Origin of the sequence: Nocardia speluncae NBRC 108251 (genome assembly GCF_001613245.1) — a bacterium.
GTDB classification, from domain to species: Bacteria; Actinomycetota; Actinomycetes; order Mycobacteriales; family Mycobacteriaceae; genus Nocardia; species Nocardia speluncae.
Window position 1 is genome coordinate 1 of sequence record NZ_BDBZ01000055.1, and the last position, 18,519, is coordinate 18,519.

14 protein-coding genes are annotated in these 18,519 nt (G+C 67.4%); 6 read left to right on the forward strand and 8 right to left on the reverse strand.

What is annotated here, in order from left to right:
* Both NS6_RS33460 and NS6_RS33465 read right to left on the reverse strand, forming a co-directional pair.
* Positions 1-339: DUF475 domain-containing protein (locus tag NS6_RS33460; RefSeq protein WP_157113102.1), on the reverse strand; the 339-nt coding region annotated here is incomplete at its 3' end.
* A 229-nt stretch (positions 340-568) separates the two neighbouring features.
* Positions 569-1,144 (reverse strand): TerD family protein, encoded by a 576-nt coding sequence (locus NS6_RS33465; protein WP_068050363.1) that lies wholly within the window; start codon positions 1,142-1,144, stop codon positions 569-571.
* Between the two features lie 187 nt (positions 1,145-1,331).
* Between NS6_RS33465 and NS6_RS33470 the strand changes: the two genes are divergently transcribed.
* From NS6_RS33470 to NS6_RS33485, 4 genes are all read left to right on the forward strand, one after another.
* Positions 1,332-2,540, forward strand: a complete 1,209-nt coding sequence (locus NS6_RS33470) for a coiled-coil domain-containing protein (protein WP_068050365.1) — start codon at positions 1,332-1,334, stop codon at positions 2,538-2,540.
* A gap of 12 nt (positions 2,541-2,552) precedes the next feature.
* Positions 2,553-3,767: an HpcH/HpaI aldolase/citrate lyase family protein gene (locus NS6_RS33475; RefSeq protein WP_157113103.1), complete on the forward strand. Its 1,215-nt coding sequence runs from the start codon at positions 2,553-2,555 to the stop codon at positions 3,765-3,767.
* 146 nt (positions 3,768-3,913) lie between these two features.
* Complete coding sequence (locus NS6_RS33480) at positions 3,914-6,571, forward strand: phosphoribosyltransferase (protein WP_157113109.1); 2,658 nt, start codon at positions 3,914-3,916, stop codon at positions 6,569-6,571.
* Positions 6,572-7,417 carry an HAD family hydrolase gene (locus tag NS6_RS33485; RefSeq protein ID WP_068050369.1) on the forward strand — a complete coding sequence of 282 codons (846 nt, stop codon included), beginning with the start codon at positions 6,572-6,574 and terminating at the stop codon, positions 7,415-7,417. It begins immediately after the preceding gene.
* Positions 7,418-7,536: 119 nt separating this feature from the next.
* On the opposite strand, the gene NS6_RS33490 is transcribed toward NS6_RS33485, so the two are convergent.
* The 4 genes from NS6_RS33490 to NS6_RS33505 all read right to left on the reverse strand — a co-directional run bounded on the left by NS6_RS33490 (position 7,537) and on the right by NS6_RS33505 (position 10,649).
* Positions 7,537-8,502 (reverse strand): DUF389 domain-containing protein, encoded by a 966-nt coding sequence (locus NS6_RS33490; protein WP_068050371.1) that lies wholly within the window; start codon positions 8,500-8,502, stop codon positions 7,537-7,539.
* A gap of 66 nt (positions 8,503-8,568) precedes the next feature.
* Positions 8,569-9,309, reverse strand: coding sequence for an AIM24 family protein (locus NS6_RS33495; RefSeq protein ID WP_068050384.1), 741 nt, complete (start codon positions 9,307-9,309; stop codon positions 8,569-8,571).
* 17 nt (positions 9,310-9,326) lie between these two features.
* Entirely contained in the window at positions 9,327-10,022 is a 696-nt protein-coding gene (locus NS6_RS33500; protein ID WP_068050373.1) for an AIM24 family protein, read from the reverse strand.
* 3 nt (positions 10,023-10,025) lie between these two features.
* The gene (locus NS6_RS33505; RefSeq protein WP_068050375.1) at positions 10,026-10,649 is read right to left on the reverse strand and encodes an AIM24 family protein; all 624 of its coding nucleotides are present in this window, start codon (positions 10,647-10,649) and stop codon (positions 10,026-10,028) included.
* A 235-nt stretch (positions 10,650-10,884) separates the two neighbouring features.
* Between NS6_RS33505 and NS6_RS33510 the strand changes: the two genes are divergently transcribed.
* Together NS6_RS33510 and NS6_RS33515 are read left to right on the forward strand one after the other, a co-directional pair.
* Complete coding sequence (locus NS6_RS33510; protein ID WP_068050377.1) at positions 10,885-12,210, forward strand: TerD family protein; 1,326 nt, start codon at positions 10,885-10,887, stop codon at positions 12,208-12,210.
* Between the two features lie 20 nt (positions 12,211-12,230).
* A complete protein-coding gene (locus NS6_RS33515; RefSeq protein ID WP_068050379.1) occupies positions 12,231-13,796 on the forward strand; it encodes a TerD family protein in 1,566 nt (521 codons plus the stop codon).
* A gap of 203 nt (positions 13,797-13,999) precedes the next feature.
* Here the strand turns inward: NS6_RS33515 and NS6_RS34465 are convergent, their stop codons facing one another.
* Both NS6_RS34465 and NS6_RS33530 read right to left on the reverse strand, forming a co-directional pair.
* On the reverse strand, positions 14,000-15,847 hold the full coding sequence (locus NS6_RS34465) for a glycosyltransferase family 87 protein (RefSeq protein ID WP_245669608.1): 1,848 nt from the start codon (positions 15,845-15,847) through the stop codon (positions 14,000-14,002).
* Between the two features lie 73 nt (positions 15,848-15,920).
* A complete protein-coding gene (locus tag NS6_RS33530) occupies positions 15,921-18,401 on the reverse strand; it encodes a transglycosylase domain-containing protein (RefSeq protein WP_068050386.1) in 2,481 nt (826 codons plus the stop codon).
* Between the last annotated feature and the right edge of the window lie 118 nt (positions 18,402-18,519).

Genomic DNA, 18,519 nt, shown 5'->3' on the forward strand with positions numbered 1-18,519 from the left:
GGGGAAGGTGGCGGCATCGTCGGCCGGCGGGTTCAGCGCCAGGTCGAATGCCTGGACCGGGTTCAGTCCCGCGGTCACCCAGACGATGGCCAGCGGGAAGACCAGCCGCATACCGAACACGGCGATCAGGATGCCGATGGTGAGGAAGATCTTCTGCCAGAACTCACTCATCTTTTCCAAGATGGTGGCGTTGATCACGGCATTGTCGAACGAAAGCGAGATCTCGAGGATGGCGAGGATGATGCAGAGCGCCAATGCGGTGGGACCGCCGTAGAGGAACGCCACCCCCAGCGATAGCACCGTGACGACCAGGGATAAACCGAATATTCGCAGGACCACGCTGGGACCTTTCGTGTGCGGTGGCCGGACTGCGGTCGGTATCCCGGCCGTTAACGAGAAACCTGTGCGGCGATAACAGCGGATTCGTAGTCACCGGCATTGCCGCCGGGTAACCAGCGTTGCCGCCGACCGCCTATTTGTCCAATTTGTCCCCTCCGCTTCGGTGGGAAGGCCGAAAACGAGGGGGCCCGTTACCGGACCCCCTCACGCTACCCGGAGGTGTGGATCGTCAGACGTTGACACCGTAGTCGCGGGCGATCCCGGCCAGGCCGGAGGCGTAGCCCTGGCCGATGGCGCGGAACTTCCATTCGTCACCGTTGCGGTACAGCTCACCGAAAACCATGGCGGTTTCGGTGGAGGCGTCCTCGGAGAGGTCGTAGCGGGCCAGCTCTTCGTTGTTGGCCTGGTTCACGACGCGGATGTAGGCATTGCGGACCTGGCCGAAGGACTGCTGACGGCTCTCGGCTTCGTAGATCGAGACCGGGAAGAAGATGCTCTCGATGCTCGGCGGGGTGTTCGCCAAGTCGACGTTGATGACCTCGTCGTCGCCTTCGCCCTCACCGGTGGTGTTGTCGCCGACGTGCTCGATGCTGCCCTCGGGGGACTTCAGGTTGTTGAAGAACACGAAGTGCTTATCGGACACGACCTTCTTGTCGGCTCCGGTGGCGATCGCGCTGGCGTCGAGGTCGAAGTCCGTGCCCGTGGTGGTGCGCACATCCCAGCCCAGGCCGACGGCTACCGCGGTGAGCCCCGGAGCCGCCTTGCTCAGCGAGACGTTGCCGCCCTTGGACAAACTGACACCCATGCGGGATTCCCTTTCGTAGTTGTCTGCGATCCCAGCATGTCCGAAATCGCCGGGTACGAAAACGACAGTAGTGGTTTTCGGCGGACTTGCGTAGCGTCATGCGCCCATCCGAGCTCGGAAGCCCTCTTGCACCTGCGATATCGGCCGTCGCTACGCGCCGGGCCGGCGATCTCATACCATCGGGTCTGTGGCAGGCCGTAGGCGTGGATGGTTCCGGTCGGGGTCGGATCCGTGGTTCGAACAGGCGCGATCGGCGCTGACGGCGGCGTTCCTGGATATGGACCGCCGGCAATCGGCCGCGGATGCGGCCACGATCGCCTCCGAGGAGATCTTCCCGGAACGGGAACTCGGCCGGCGCTGGACGCCGGTACGGCAGCAGTGCTACGCCGCTGGTGAGGCATATCTCGCGCTGACCGACGAGATCGGCCGGGCCGAGCAGTCCGGTGCCGGGATCGGGGGCCGGCAGGACCGGCTGGACACCGTGGTGCGGCAACTGCACGCGGCGGCCCGCGAGGTGGACCGGTTCTATCACGGTGAGCGCGCCCGGCTCGACGAAGCGGTCGCGGTGCGTGGTGCGGTACCGGAACTGGTCGCGCACGTCACTACCGAGGCCGCGCGGGTGCGCGAGCAGGCGGCGGAATCGGAATACGCAGGCTATCCGTCGGTGCGGGCCGCGGCCGCGCGCATCGATGAGGCAATGGTCACATTGGAGGCCGTTCCGGCAGGCGAACGGGGCCGGGTGCGCGCGTCGGCGAACCAGTTGGCCGCCGCGACGGCGGAGTTGTCGGAAGCTTTGGCCCAAGCGCCATCTCGGGCCGGCGCCGCGCGGAACGCGATCGCCTCTGTCACCACCCGGATAGCGGCGGTACGCACCCGCGCCGAACGTCTCGGGCCCGCGTACTCTGCCCTGTTGCGTGAGTTCAATGCTGCGAGTTCGGCTGATCTGGCTGACAATGACCGCGCAAGTGAGCGTCATATCACCGCTGCGGACAGTGCCCTTGCCGGCGCCCGCACCGCCGCGGCCGAGCACAACCCGGAGCTGGCCCTTGACCTGACCACAACTGCGCGCGGTCACCTCGCCGACGCCGAACAACTCGTCGATGCCGTCACCAAACGGCTGGCCGAGTTGCGCACGGTCCGAGACGATCCGCGCCAACGCGCGGAAGCTGTGCGGTTCCGGCTCCGGGACGCACAAATGCTGGCAGTTTCACGGGGATTGGTCGCCGAATGGGGTTCGGTACTGGATGCCCAGGTCGAGCGGCTCGACCGGGTCACCGGATCGCTGACCGGGCGGCACCCCGACTATTGGGCGTACGTGAACGAACTCGACACCATCACCGAATTCATTGCCGGTGTGGTGGATCGAATGCGTAAACAACCAGGACAAAATGGATGAGACGGGGGATCGATGACCGCAGCCATGGCCGTTCGGCAGGAAGTGTCCCTGCACAAACGGGTACCGCGCCGGCATTTCCGGCAGCTACAGGGCCCCGATGCGCGGGCCCTGTTCCATCGCCAACCCGAACCGTTCGACGCCCGTGCCGACCGGGAAATGCTGGCGCTGGCGCTGGGCGCCACCCTGTACGTTCCGGCGACCCGCGATGACCTGACGGCCACGATCGTCCGGCGGGCCGAACGCGGGGTGTGTTCGATGGTGATCGACCTCGAGGACGCGGTCGCCGATCACGAGCTGGCCGCCGCCAAAGAGCAGGCCGTGCGGACCCTGGACGAGCTCGCCGGCCACCGGGACCCGAGCCCGTTGCTGTTCGTCCGGGTGCGCGACGCCGATACGGTGCCCGAAATCCTCGAACGGCTGGGACCCGGTGCCGATGTGCTCACCGGTTTCGTCTTCCCCAAGTTCGACAGTGCTTCGGGACCGAAATACCTCGCGGCGCTGTCTTCCGCCGCCGCCGCCCGCCCCGAGCGGCCGCTCTACGGTATGCCCGTCCTGGAGTCCGCGGCGCTGGTGCACCGGCAGACCCGGGACTCCGAACTGAGCCGGATCGCCACGCTGCTGGCCGAGCACCGGGAACAGATTCTGGCGGTCCGGATCGGGGCCACCGATATGTGCGCGACCTTCGGTATCCGCCGCGACCGCGACCTCACCATCTACGACGTGCGAGTGATCGCCGATGTCATCGCCGATATCGTCAACTACCTGGGACGGACGGACGGTACGGGATTCGTGATCACCGGGCCGGTATGGGAGTACTTCGCCGATCATGAGCGGATGTTCCGGCCGCTGCTGCGTACCGCGCCGTTCGAGGAATCCGATGCGGTGCCGTTCCGCAGCTACCTGGTGAGCCGCGACCTCGACGGCCTGCTCCGTGAGATAACCCTGGACCGCGCCAACGGGATCCAGGGCAAGACCGTTATCCATCCCTCGCATGTGGCGGCAGTGCACGCTCTGTCGGTGGTGACGCACGAGGAGTACACCGACGCCCTGGACATCCTCCAGGTGGAGGTCGGCGGGGTCGCCGCGTCGGGGTACCGGAACAAGATGAACGAGATGCGGCCACACCGTAGCTGGGCCAGCCACACACTCGCCCGGGCCCGCGTATTCGGGGTCGCGAAGAAAGGGGTGTCCTTCGTGGACCTGCTATCCGCGCTGGTCACAGCATGAGCGAGTCAGGCCCGGAGGAGGTAGCGGAGCGTAACCACGTAGGGCCCTCGCTCATGCTCGATAGTCACAGCATGAGCGAGCCAGGCCCGGAGGAGGTAGCGGAGCGTAACCACGTAGGGCCCCCGCTCATGCTCGACAGTTACAGCATGAGCGAGTCGGGCCCGGGGGAAAGCTACTGGGCTGCCCGCACACTCGGAATCGAACTGCTCCACCGGGAATGTTTCCGGCACAGCGACCGGCCGGACGTTCTACCGGCGCGCCCGGTGATCACCGATCTGCTGCAGCCGGGGTTGCGTAAGAATCCGCGGCGGGCGCATCTGCTGGTGTCCACTGTGCTGGGTAAACACCTGCCGACCGATCCGCTGGTGGTGCGGGACGCGGGCGACCGGCTCGGTGATCTGGTGCGCGGCGTGCTCGGCGAACAGGATGCGGTCGCACTGGGTTTCGCCGAGACCGCGACCGGCCTCGGGCACTGCGTGGCGACCCGGATCGACGCCGCCTGCTACCTGCATTCGACCCGCCGGGTGGTGCGGGGCGCGCGGACACTGACGGGTTTCGAGGAGGGGCATTCGCATGCCACCTCACATCTGCTGCAACCGATGCCCGGCGATATTTTCACCGCCGGTCTGCCCTTGGTACTGGTGGACGACGAGATCTCCACCGGCAACACCGCACTGGACGCGATCGCGGCACTGCACGAATTCGCGCCGCGAACCCACTATGTGCTGGCGGCGCTGGTCGATATGCGCACCGAGGCCGACCGGGCCCGGTTCGCCGGGGTCGCGGCCGAACTGGGGGCCCGCATCGATACGGTCTGTCTTGCTACCGGTGGTGCGGTGCTGCCGGACGGGCTCGTCGGCGCCGTATTGGATCTGCCGGAAGCCGAACTCAATCCGATCGCGGCCGTGCGGGGCGATTCCATCCGGCTGGAACTGCCCTGGCCGCAGGATGTGCCCGACGGTGGCCGGCACGGTTTCCTGCGCACCGACCGTCCGGCGTTCGAACAGGCCGGAGCCGCCGCAGCGAAAATGCTGCGCGATCAGCTGATCACCGAATACCCGGACCGGCCGGTGATTGTGCTCGCGCACGAAGAGCTGATGTATCTGCCTTTGTGCCTTGCGGTGACGCTGGCGGACTCCGGGATTCCGGTGCGCTATCAGACGACTACGCGTTCACCCGCCTACGTTCTGGACGAGCCGGGCTACCCGCTGCGCCGCGGGTTCCGGTTCCAGGCACCGGAACCCGGCGAGGAACAGCCACGTTTCCTGTACAACGCCTGCTGGCCGGGCACCCCGGTGGCTGCCGGCGCCGACCCGGTACTGGTGTTCGTGGTCGATACTCCAGGCGACAGTGCGCAGCTCTACGCGCCCGGTGGGCTCGTGGACGTACTCACTGCGGCTGGGTCGGATGTGCTGGTGGCGGTGGTGCCGAGCACTGATCCGGTGGTCCTCGACGCGGCCCGGACTCGGGAAACCGAGGCGCAGGATTCGGCTGCCTCGGCTCGCGGGCAGTTGTCGGTGCCTTCCTGCGTGGAGCGGGCGGCATCTTCGCGGCCGGATCCGGATGTGCCCGCGCGGCCGGAGGCGTGGGCATCCTCGCGGCCTGATCCGGTGGCGCCCTCGCGACCGGAAGCGGGAGGTTCAGCAGCACAGAGGGTTTCACGGCCGGAGTCGACCGGTGGCCCCCGGCCGCTCTACGGTCCCGGATTCGGCTCGTATGCCCGTGACGATGTGGCGTGGCTGCTGAAGGATCTGTCCGGTGCCGAACTGGAGGCCGATCTCGCCTACCGCGAACAGCGGATCCAGGCCGGCGTCGCGCACTATGCCGAATCACTGCCGATCGAGTATCAGCCCGACGCTGCCTACCGTGAGTTGTTCGACCGGGTCCTGGACGACAGCGCGCAGCGGCTGGCGCTGGCAGTGGGGACGGTCGCCGAACTCGTGGTCGCCGAACGCGGTACCGATATCGTGCTGGCCTCCTTGGCCCGAGCGGGTACCCCGATCGGGATCCTGATCCGCCGCTGGCTCGCCACCGGGCACGGGTCGCGGCCCGGTCTCGATATCCCGCATTACGCGGTCTCGATCGTGCGTGATCGCGGAATCGACCCTGTTGCGCTGGATTATCTGGCCGAGCGGCACAACCCTGACGATGTGGTGTTCGTCGACGGCTGGACCGGTAAGGGCGCGATCGCCAAGGAACTCACCCAGGCCCTGGATGCTTACCATGCGACCGGCGGTGCGCGATTCGACGCCGACCTCGCGGTACTGGCCGACCCCGGCCACTGTGTGCGTACCTACGGCACCCGCGACGATTTTCTCATCGCCTCGGCCTGCCTCAATTCCACGGTCTCCGGCCTGGTTTCGCGCACGGTACTCAACCGCGACCTCGTCGGCCCGGATGATTTCCACGGGGCGAAATTCTATGCCGATCTCGCCGCCGACGATGTCTCCGGCCGCCTCGTCGATACGGTCACCGCCGCCTTCGATACCGTCCGCGGCCGGGTAACCGAGCAGGTCGGTCGCCTGCGTTCCGCCGACCGGACGCCGACCTGGGCCGGCTGGGCGTCGGTGGAACAGGTCCGCGCCGAATACGGTATCGACAGCGTGAACTTCGTGAAACCGGGGGTCGGGGAGACGACCCGGGTACTGCTGCGGCGGGTGCCGTGGCGGGTTCTGGTGCGTGAGCCCGACGCTGCCGAACACGCGCATATCCGGCTGCTCGCGCAGGCTCGTGAGGTACCGGTGGAGGTCGTACCGGAGCTGGCTTATTCGTGTATGGGTCTGATCAAGGATGTGCGGCGTTAGATGATGTCTCCGAAACCGGTACTGGTGGCGACCGATCTCGATCGGACGATGATCTACTCGCGCAATGCCTTCGGGACGACCGAACCCGAAACGGTCTGCGTGGAACACCTCGACGGCGACCCGCTGTCGTATATGACCGTCGCCGCCGCCGGCGCGATGACGGAGCTGGCGGCCGCGGCAGCTGTGCTGCCCACGACCACACGCACCATCGCGCAATTCGACCGGATCCGGTTCCCGGGCGCCCCGTGGCCGTTCGCGGTCACCAGCAACGGCGGAAACATACTGGTGGACGGGTCACCTGACGACAGGTGGCGCCGGTCGATCGATGTGGCGGTCCGGGCGGGGGGCGCCACTCTCGCCGAGATCGGCACCGCCCTGCGCGATCGGATCGACGATTCGTGGGTGCTCAGGTACCGCGAGGCCGACGACCTGTTCTGCTACCTGGTGGTGGACCTCGCCGCCACCCCGGCCGATTTCCTCGCCGAATGGGACAGTTGGTGCCGGCCGCGCGGCTGGTCGGCGTCGCGGCAGGGTCGCAAGATTTACACCATGCCGATGGTGGTGTGTAAGAGCCGGGCCGTGGCCGAGGTCCGTGACCGGCTCATCGCCGCCGGCCGCCTCGACCCGGCGGCGCCGACACTTGCCGCCGGCGACGGCGCGCTGGACGCGGAAATGCTGATGGCCGCCGATCGGGGGATCCGGCCGCGACACGGTGAACTCGAAGAACTCGGCTGGGCCCACCCCGGTATCAGTGTCACCTCCGCCACGGGAATCCTCGCCGGCGCGGAGATCGTCGACTGGTTCACCGCCGCTCTGCCGGGCCGGGTCGCCGAACCCACCGGCTAGGCCCGCTTCCAGGAAGGGCCCGGACGCCACCCTCGAACACAAATCCACCGCCACCAGAGGCGTCCACGCTACGCCGGTCCGGGCGTACGGGCTTGCGGGCCGGTTTCCGGTGGTACTTGTCAGAGCATCCGGCGACGCGCTCGCGCCTCGCTACGGGCCCGGCGCAACGAGACTCGTGACCAGACGATGTCCTGCAACGCCAGCGTCGCCCAGCCCGCCAGCGCCATCCCGGCCAGGTTCAGCACCAGCTGCAGGGCGCTACCCCAGATAGCCGACCCGGCACCGAAGGCCAGACCGAGCGCGATATTGCCGGCGGCGGGCACCGTGGTCACCGAGATGAACACGCCGACCAGTGCGCCGGATTTGGCGGAGGTCAGCGAGAGCACGCCGGCCGCCGCGGCGATCAGCGCGACCACAAACGACCACTTGTCAGGGGTGTAGATGAACGAGGTCTCCGGGCGGTCCCCGGTGACCGCCTCGATGGTGATCCAGCCGAGGAACCGGCCTGCGACGGCGAAGACGAAGGCCATGGTGATGGCGACCAGGAACCCCGTCAGCAAGGTGGTGGCGGCGCGACCGAGCAAGGCCGGGCGGCGGCGCACCAGGGCTACTCCCAGCGCGGCGATGGCACCGAATTCGGGCCCCAGCACCATGGCCCCGATCAACAGCACCTGGGAGTCCACCACGATTGCGATACTGGCGAGGATCGTCGCCAAGGTCATGAAACTCAGGTAGGCCCAGTTGAGTTCGGTTTCTTCGTAGGACCGCTGGGTCACGTCCGCCCAGACCACCGCGTCGGCGCTGTAACCCGGCGTTCGGAGTTCGGCCAGATAGCCGGACAGCGACAGCCAGGTGCGCACCTGCTCCAGCTCGATGCTGCCGTGGTGGTGCAGTCCGGTAGCCCGCAACTGCTCGAGGATATCGTTGGCGGCCTCCCGGGCCAGATCGGCCAGGATCACATCACCCTCGGGTTTTATCCCGCCACCCCGGAACACCGCCAGACCGCTGACGGCTTCGTCGGATTCGAGAATCGTCAGCACGTCGTCGGTCAGCTCGGCCGGCGCCATCACCCGCAGATGCAGCATGCGCCAAGTTTGCCCGTCCGGCCGTGCTACCGCAGTTCGACGGTACGGGCGGCGTGGCGCCCGGTATCAGTACCCTTGCTGACCTTGTAGCTGCTGCGCGATAACACCCTGCAACCGCTGCAGGCCGGGCACCGTGACCCCACTCTGCAACTGTCCCTCGATGGTGCGGATCAGGGCGGAGTCGCTGAGTACCTTCTCGCTCGACTGGATCAGCACCGTTCCGGCGCCGGTGAAATCGAACTGCCGTTCCTCTCCGGAGTTCACGCCGAAGGCGGCCGCGCCCGCCGCCAGGAAACCGGAAACCCACCGCTGGTCGTAGTGGTGGCTCGGCGACGGGCAGTCGGCCCAGCCCACCAGGGATTCCGGATCCACCCGCAGCGGTGGTTCGGCGAAGATCACCGGACCGTTCGAGGAGGCCAGGAACTTGCCGGTGCCGATGAGGGTGAGGAAACCGGGGACGATCGACTGGTTCAGCGACAACCCCGGTTCGAAGGCGAGCAGATTCGCGGCCCGGATAGTGAGGTTGCCGTCGTCGAGATCGTAGGAATTGATGTCGTAGCCGCGGTCGCCGATCAGCAGTTTGCCCTGTCCCTCGGCGACCACATAGTCCCCGGTGAACAGCGGGGCAGAGAACTGGTGGGCCACCATGTGCAGCAGGTGGCCTTGCAGTCCGTGCGTGAGTGCCTGGAACCGCATCTGGCCGTAGTAGGCGATCATCGCGCCCTTGCGCATGAACCAGGGTTTGTTCAGGTCGATGCAGTAGGCGTAGCTGTTCTCGGGGATATTGTCGCTTTCCCCGAGAGTCATCGGGCTGAGGATCTCGTTCACAGTTTCTCCTCCGACGCCTGGACGTAGACGACGCCTTGCCCGGCGCACTGCAACTGCATGGCCTCACCGGACCCGCGCCCCACGGCATCCCGCCAGCTCACCGCGGCCTTCAGTTCGGTCTGCACGTTCCCGTAGGAGGCGATGAACGCTTGCGGGTCGACCACCACCGGATTGGGTCCGCCGATCTGCAATTCGAGATAGCCACCGTGGGCCAGCAGCACGGCGCTGCCGTGCCCGGATAGTTGGGTGGTGAACATGCCTTGGCCGGTGAGGGCGCCGGAGGCCGCGCCGCGCAGCGCCCCCATGATGCCGCCACCGCCACTGCCACCGGAACTGGCCACCGAAACCACCGAGGTTTGCAATCCCGCCGTATAGGCAAGCAGCCGGGACGCTTCGACCTGCAGCATCGCACCCGGCTGGATCGGTACGACCTGAACCTCGAGCCCGGCGAAGCCGTAGTGCACCTGACCCGTGCCCTGGGCCAGCATGGTGCGCTGGTGTTCCCCGGCCATCATCCGGCCGGCCATCCGAACCAGGCCACCGCCGCCGCCCATACCGGCGCCACCCGGAATCTCGTGCGGCGCGAACGCCACATCACCGGTGTAGAAGAGCATCGCGCCGGTCCGGGCGACCACACCGCCCGCCGCACCGATATCGACCTTGACGACCTTGGAGTTGATTTGCTCGAACATGCCCTACCGTTCCGCCGGTTGGATCGAGACCACGCCCTGCCCGTCCCACCGCAGTGAGAACGCCTCGCCGCCGTCCTGCCCCACCATCGAGCGCCACGACACATCGGTCACGAACGACTGGTTGAGGTTGCCACGGGCGGCGACGAACGCATCCGGGTCCACCACCAGTGGGAACTGTGGGGAAACTTCGAGGTGGATGAGTGGTCCGCCCGCCGAGAGCAGGGCGACCTGTCCCTGCCCGCTCACCGTGGTGGTGAACAGTCCCTGTCCGCTGGATGCTCCGCGGACCCCGGCGAAACGTACGTCGGTGCGCAGATTCCCGGCGAATGCCAGCAATTGCTGCGATTCGACCTGCAGGGTTTCGTTGTTCAGGTTCACCACCGATACGTACTGGCCGTTGACCGCCAGGAAGACCCGGCCGTTACCGCCGCATTCCATCAGCGACAGCTTCTCGCCCGTGGCGCGGCGCTTCATGCCGGCGAGAACGCCGTCACCGCCGCCGAATCCGGCAGATTTGAACTGGACGGCACCCTCGTAGGCGACCATCGAACCGGAGATCGCGCGGATGCCGGAGTTCGCGAGGTGCGCCTCCACCACCTTCTTCGATTGTTCGAAGAGTTGTGCCATAGAAAGAATCGCCCGTCGTCGTCGCCGCCCCGAGCGCCGTTCCCGTACGGTGCTCGTCCATCGCCGTTACCCTAATCCTCCCAGTTCGATCGCGTCTATCCGTGCGCTCCGGCGGGCCGGGCCGCGTATGTCCGCCAGAGGCCTCGGGCGGTCCGAACCGTTGTTAACGATATTTGCGGTCGGTACGTATCTCGTAGAGTGGCACGTACACGCACCGACAAGCGAAGGGTCTGACTTGTCCGCAACACTCGCCAAAGGCCAGAACGGTCCACTGGCCACTAATGACGTGGTGATTTCGATTCAATTGGCCGCCCCGGCCGATCTGTCCGCACTATTGGTCACCGAGCAGGGCAATGTCCGGTCCGACGCTGATTTCGTGTTCTACAACCAGCCCAGCGGGCCCGGGGTGGAGCTGCGTCCGGGCCCCGCGGGGCAGCCGGCTGCGCTGGTGGTGAACCTCGCCGCGGTACCCGCCGACATCGCGCAGGTGCGGGCGGTGATCACTCTCGACGATCCGAATACGAATTTCGGCCAGTTCGCGCCGCCGGTTGCCCATGTCTCCGATCAGTCCGGTGCCCAGCTGTTCGAATACCGGGTCGACGGCCTGGCCAGCGAATCGATCGTGATCGCGCTCGAACTGTATCGCCGGCAAGGTGCTTGGAAGGTGCGCGCGGTCGGCCAGGGGTACGCCGGTGGTTTCGCCGCGCTGGTCACCGACCACGGTGTCACGGTGGACGATTCGGCCGCGCAGACACAGGCCGCGCCCCCGCCGCCCCCGCCGCAGGCGGCGCCCCCGCAGGCTCCGATGCCGCCGCCGCAGGCCCCGCCTGCGTACCCGGCCCAGCAGCCGCCGCCCACCGCGCCCTATCCACCGCAGGGTGGGGGGTATCCGCCGCCGCCCGGCCCGGGCTACCAGCCGCCACCGCAGCAGCCGGCGCCACCGCAGCAGCAACCGGCCGGTGAGATCAGCCTGAGCAAAACCGGTCCGGTGAGCCTGCAGAAGGGGCAGCGGGTCAGCCTCCGCAAGGAGGACGGCGCTGCGCTCACCTTCGTGAAGATGGGCCTGGGCTGGGATCCGGTACAGCAGCGGGGATTGTTCGGTAGCCGCACCGTGGATATCGACCTGGACGCCTCGGTGGTGATGTTCGCCGATATGAATCCCGTCGACGTGGCCTACTATGGTCAGCTCACCTCGAAGGACGGTTCGATCCGTCATCAGGGCGACAACCTCACCGGTGAGGGCGCCGGCGACGACGAGGTGATCCTGGTCGATCTCATGCGCATACCGGCGCATGTCAACAGTCTGGTGTTCGTTGTGACCTCCTACAAAGGCCACACCTTCGGTCAGGTGCAGAACGCTTTCTGCCGGTTGATCGACGGCGGGAACAATGCCGAACTGGCGCGGTATTCGCTCACCGGCGGCACGCCGACCACGGCGATGGCCATGGCCAAACTGTTCCGGGTCGGCGGGGACTGGAAGATGCAGGCCATCGGTGAAGGCTTCAACGCCAAACACCCGGGCGAGGCGATTCCGCAGCTGGGCCGGTTCCTGCAGGCATGAGTGATAGCGGGGGACAGGATATGAAGGTCTTGCAGGCGGGACAGAACATCGCTCTCGACGGTGGTGTGTCCCGCTTCCAGGTGCATGCGGCGGTGCCATTGACCGTTTCGGCGCTGGTGGTGGCCGCGGATCTGCGGGTGGAAACGGCCGCGGATGTGCTGGTTTCCGAACGTCCCGAGGGTCCGGGTGTGCGGATCGACGAGGCGGCCGCCGCGGTGGTGGTCACTCCCGCGGAGGTGCGCGCCGACGCCCAGGCGGTGCTGTTGACCGCTGCGGCGCCCGGTGCGCCGGGCGTGGTGACCGCGAGTCTCTCCGAAAACGACGCGCCGGTAGCCGAATTCGTGATCACCCCGCAGGCCGGGGAAACCGCGCTGATCTGCTTCGAACTGTATCGGCGCGGTACGGGCTGGAAACTACGTGCGCTGGGGCAGGGGTATGCGGGTGGCATCGCCGAACTCCTGCGCGCCCACGGTGCCCAGGACCATGTGACAGCGGCACCGACCGCGGCTGCCGCTGTCACCGTTGTCGACGGCGCGGCCGCCGCCGGTTCCGCACCGCCACCACCTGCCCCCGCCGAGGGCTCTCCGCTGGAAGTGGGGCACGGGCTGGAGCGGTTGTGGATGATCTTCGAAGACGCCGCCCGGTCGGGGGCCGCCTTCGAATCGGCCCGCGACTACGCCGCGCAACGGCTCGATCAGGAACTGTCCGCGGCGGTTTCGGACCCGGCGACCCGCAACACTCCCGCCGCCGCTGCCGCACGCACTGCCGCGCAGAGCCGCTACGACGAACTCACCGCCACCGCCGAGAACAGCCATCAGCGCGACAGTGCCCAACTGCAACGGGAACTCGCCGAAGCGGACGCGGTACTACCCGCTGCGCTGGCATCGTGGGATTCCCCGGCCTGGGATCGCCCGGCGGCCCCCGCAGACGGCATCCGGCTCGGCGAACTCTATGCACTGGAACGCGGCGCGCTGCGAATCCCGTACTGCGTGCCGGTACCGCTGAACCGGCCCCTGTGGGTGGATACCGAATCATCTGCCGCGGTGGCCCCGGTGATCGGCGCACTACTGGCCCGCCTGTTGCGGGCCGCGCCGGGACGCCGCACGATTGTCGACATCATCGACCTCACCGGAGCGTTCACCGGTTTCACGGGAATGCTTGCGCCGGTACTGGCGGGACCACCGATCAACGACCACGTCGATATTTCGCCACGGCTGCAACAACTCGTGGATGCCGCCGAACTCGCCGAAATGGCATACAACTCGGGGCAGGGCGTACCGCCGGCCGAACATCGCATCCTGCTGGCGGCGGACTTCCCGCACGGCTACCAGTCCGCGGACGCGCAGCGCCTGGCCGCACTACTGGCGCGCGGCGACCTGATCGGACTGTCCACCGTGATCGTCGGCGCCGACGAAACCGACTCCCACGACACCATGGTGTCGACGCTGTCGCGTGCCTGTAGGCATCTGCCGACGGTCGCCGGAACCCCGCTGTTCGATCCGTGGACCAACAACGCCTGGCAGCTGGACCTGGACATGCTGCCGCACGAACCGGAACAACAGGCAAGGATCCTGCGCGCGAGCTGAGTTCCGCGGCGCTTACGCTCGGTCGCGGCGGACTGGATCGGCGACGCCGAGCCGCCGCTGATCCTTCCGGCCCGGACGATGTCGCCGGCCCTGATACCGCCGTAGTGCGTTCGGGGTCGGCGCCGGGCGGTGATAGGGGGCAGTGCCGGTGCTGTTCGCGTGGAACTGTGAGAGCCCTCGAGGGCGTGCCGCACCGTTCCGGGTCAGCCCAGGCGTGCGGGTGGCCGGGTCTCGAGCGGTCGTACAGGGTGTACCGGCCCGGGTTCGGCCGACTTTCCTCGGGATGTTCGCCGGGTTGCTGCGACGGCGCCGGTCCAATGAGTGTCGAGGGAGATCCGGGGACGCAGGATCTGCGGGAGCCAGGGCAGCAAAGGGTCGGAAACTCGGTCGACCACGCCGCCGCCGGGGTCGTCCAGGTAGTCGCGGCGTACCAGGTCTTCGTCCGGGCGGTAGATCTGGCGGATGATCAGCACGCACAATCCGATCACCGCGAGGTCGCGCAGGAGGACGGTGCCGGTGAACCACTGCTCGGGTAGACCCTTCCGGTCGACGCCGAGATAGTAGAACATGCGCGGCACCCAGACCAGGGCGTCGATCGTCATCCAGGTCAGCAGCAGGCGCCGATGCGGGATCGCCAGCACCGCGATCGGTACGAGCCACAACGAGTACTGCGGGCTCCACACCTTGTTGGTCAGCAGGAAAGCCGCGATCACCAGGAAACACAACTGCGCCAGGCGGGGCCGGCGGGGTGCGGTGAGGCCGATATAGGCAATCCCCAGACAGGCGGTCGCGAACAGTAGCAACGACACCATGTTCAGGATGGCCGGTGCTTCGCCGTGGCGCAGCACACCGTCGAAACCGTTCCAATCGGTGAACGACATCACCACGTTGTAGAGCGAATCCGGGTCGGCGTGACGGGTGGTGTTGAGCCGGAAGAACTCCCGCCAGCCGTCCGGGTACAGCCATGCGATCGGCAGGTTCACCAGACCCCAGGTCACCAGCGCGCCACCTGTGGTCAAACCGGCGGCACCCAGCGGTCGGGTACCCAGCAACCGGATCCGGGCCGGGACCTCGGCCAGCCAGGTGCCCAGGGAGTCCGCGCCACGCACATCGCGCAACCGCATCGACAGCCGGCCACGGGGGGTGCGCTGCATCGGGTCGGCGCGCAGGCACAGCACCAGGATCGGACCCAGCAGGAGCAGCGGATACAGCTTCGCCGCGCCGCCCAAACCCAGTAGGACGCCCGCCAGCAGGGGCCTGCGCCGGGCCCATGCCAGCAGACCGGCGGCGGCGAACGCCGTCGCGAGGAAGTCGAAATTGGTGAAGGCGTGCACGATCACCAGGGGAGAACACGCCATCAGCGCGACATCCCAGATCCGGCGGCCGGCGAGCAGCGCGGTCGCCCAGATAGTCGCCAGCCAGGCCATCGACAGACCGAGCGCGACCACGTTGAAGTAAAGGACGACCTGTAAGGCGCCGGGCAGCGGGCTCGCGTCCCAGGTTTTGGCCACCAGCATCGAAACGTACTGGTACAGCCCGGAAAGGACCGGATACTCCATATGCCGGACCTCGGTACCGCCGCCCGGGGCCTCCTCCACCCAATACTTCTTGTACGGGAAGGCGCCCTCGTTGAGCCGTTCGGCGCCGTAGAGCGGGACGGTATCGGAGTAGCACATCGCGGTGTACTGGCGGCCGTCGTTCCAGTCGAGTGAAAGGCCGCCGCCAGGGGCGGCGGTCTGCTGGATACAACCGGCCTTGGCGAACCATCCGAAGGCCAGGAAGATCACCGTGAACGCCAGCAGCACTCGCACGGGGGTCCAGAAACGGGCGCGCCCGATGAGTGCGTGATCGCCGACCGGACCACCCACCACGGTGCACAGCTGGGCGGCCATCGAATCGTTGCGGCTCGGTTTGTCGCGCGCATCGGCCGATCGCAGGTCGGGGGCGAGCGGTGCGGGCGAATCGTAGCCGCGGGCGGTATCCCGGTGGGTCGGCCCGTTTCCGGGCTCGTGCCCGCCGTCCGGCCCGCCCACCAGTCGCTGCTCGCTCACGGCACCCGAGGTTACCGGTAACCCGGGTCCGGCCCGGACAGAGCCGGACCCGGGAGTGGGGCGGGCAGGCCCATCAGCCGCCGGTATCGCCGCTCTCGGTGCCACCCGGATCGGTGCCGGAATCGGCCCCGGAATCGGTATCGCCGCCGGTATCGCTCTCGGTACCCGCGCCGGGTGCCTGGGTGACCGTCGGCGCCGTCCCCTCGGCTCCGGCAGTCGGTTGCCCGGGCATCGGACCGGGGCCGTTGTTGCCCTGTGGCTGACCCTGCGGTTGCGTCTGGCTACGCGGATTGGGTTGCAGGCCCGGTACCGGGATGGTGATACCGGGCAGGATCTCGACCTGGCTCGGCTCGATCACCACCGGGGGTTCGAAACTCGGCATCGTCGTGGACGGCGCGGTGTACGGGGCCGTCCACTTCGGTACGCCCGCCTGGCCCTTGATCGGCGCGGGTTTCGGGAATTTCTCGCTGGGTGTGCCCTCGAGGGCACCGTCCATCGTGTCCTTCCAGATATCCGACGGCAGGCTCGAACCGTAGATCATTGCGCCGCCGTAGTTGCGTAGCGGCGAGTTGTCCGTGGTGCCTACCCAGACCGCGGTGGCCAGCGACGGCGTGTAGCCCACCATCCACGCGTCCTTGTTCTCCCCGGTATCACCCAGCTGTGCGGTACCGGTCTTGGCGGCCGACGGGCGGCCACCGGCGAGCCCGTGGTTGCGCGAGTACGCCGCGATCGGTTCCATGGCCGCGGTTACGTTGTCGGCGACCGCCTCCGAAACCCGGCGCTCCCCGGCCACATCGCCACGATCCAGCAGTACCTGCCCGTCGGCCGTGACGACCTTGGTCACGAAATGCGGTTTGTGATACATCCCGGACGAGGCCAACGTCGCGTAGGCGGAGGCCATATCGAGTGGCCGGGCCTGGTACTGGCCCAGCACGATGCCGTTGTTCGGACCGGCGCCACCGGGTTCGGTGAGCGTGGCGCCCAGGCCCGGAAGTTCCTCCGGAATGCCCAGTTTGTGGCCCATATCGGCGATCTTCTGGGGGCCGTTCTGCATCTCCAGCTGCATGCGGTAGAAGCTGGTGTTCAGCGACCGTTTCAACGCTTCGGCGATGGTGCAGGTCCCGCACTGTTCGCCCTCGACATTGGTGACCTCGATACCGTTCACCGTTACAGGCGAGCTGTCGTACATCTGCGACAGCGGTATACCCATCTCCAGGTTCTGTGCCAGGCCGATCACCTTGAACGATGAACCGGTCTGCAAGGGGGCGTTGGCGAAGTCGTAGCCGTAGCCGTCCTCACCGCCGTAGTAGGCGCGTACCGCACCGGATTTCGGGTCGATCGAAGCCACTGCGGTACGCAGCTGGTCCGGTTCGCCCTCCATATTCGTATGCGCGGCCTCCAGTGCGGCCTGCTGCGCCTGGGCGTCGATTGTGGTGGTGATCTGCAGGCCCGCGGTGTTCATCTGCTGTTCGCTGATCCCGGCAGCGGAGAGCTCGCGCAGCACCTGCGCTTTGATATGGCCCTCCGGACCCGAGGAATCGGTTTTCTGCCCGGCCGCTGCGGACGACGACACCACCTCGGGGTAGGTCATGCCCGTGCGTTCGGTGCGGTCGAGATTGCCGCCGGCGACCATACCGTCGAGCACATAGTTCCAGCGGGACTCGGCGCCTTCCGGATTCGATTCCGGATCGAGTAGCGAGGGCAACTGGATGGTCGCGGCGAGAACGGCGCCTTCGGCGACGTTCAACTCTTGCACCGGCTTACCGAAATAGGCCTTGGCAGCCGCGTCGATACCGTAGGCGCCGCGCCCGAAGTAGATGGTGTTCAGGTAGGCGGTGAGGATTTCGTCCTTGCTCCACTGCCGGGCCATCTTCGCCGAGATGACCAGCTCCTGGAGTTTACGGGTGTAGCTGCGTTCGTCACCGACCAGCGCGTTCTTCACATACTGCTGTGTGATCGTCGAACCACCACCGGCGCTTTCCCGGCCGAGGAGGTTGTCGCGTGCGGCGCGGCCGAAACCGGAGATCGAGAAACCCGGGTTGCTGTAGAAATCGCGGTCTTCCGCGGCGATCACAGCGTTGCGCACATGCGGCGGAATCTGATCGATCGTCACATCGGTGCGGTTGCCCTGCGGCGGTACGACGCGCGTGATCTCGGTTTCCCCGTCTTGGGCGAGGATCGTCGCGACCTGGTTGGTCTCGATATCGCCCGGTTCTGGGACCGACACCGTGGAATAGGCGATCAGGAATACCGTGCTCGGCACCACGATCGCCAGCGCCACCAGGACATAGGCGATCCGGCGCGCGATCTTCCACCGGTTCTTGCGTTTCTGGCCGGGACCACGACCCTCGGGGCCGCCCGGACCACCCGAACGGTTCCCGCCGGGCCGTCGCGGCGGTGGTCCGCCACCGGGACCGGAGCGGTTGCCCGCCCGGCTGTCGGCGCCGGCGGCCCGCCGTTCGCCGGTGTTCGGGCCGGGACGGGTGGACGGGCCGGTGCCGGTCGCGGTGCGTTCGCGCCGGGTGGCTTCTGCGGACCCGGCGGGGTTTTGTATTTTCGCGGTGCCCTGCTCGCCGCGCTGCGGGGCCGGCTCCCCCGGGTGGCCCATCCGCTGCGTCGGTTGATTCGGCGGCTGCGGGCGACCCTGCGGCGGGCGGCCGGGTGGGGGACCC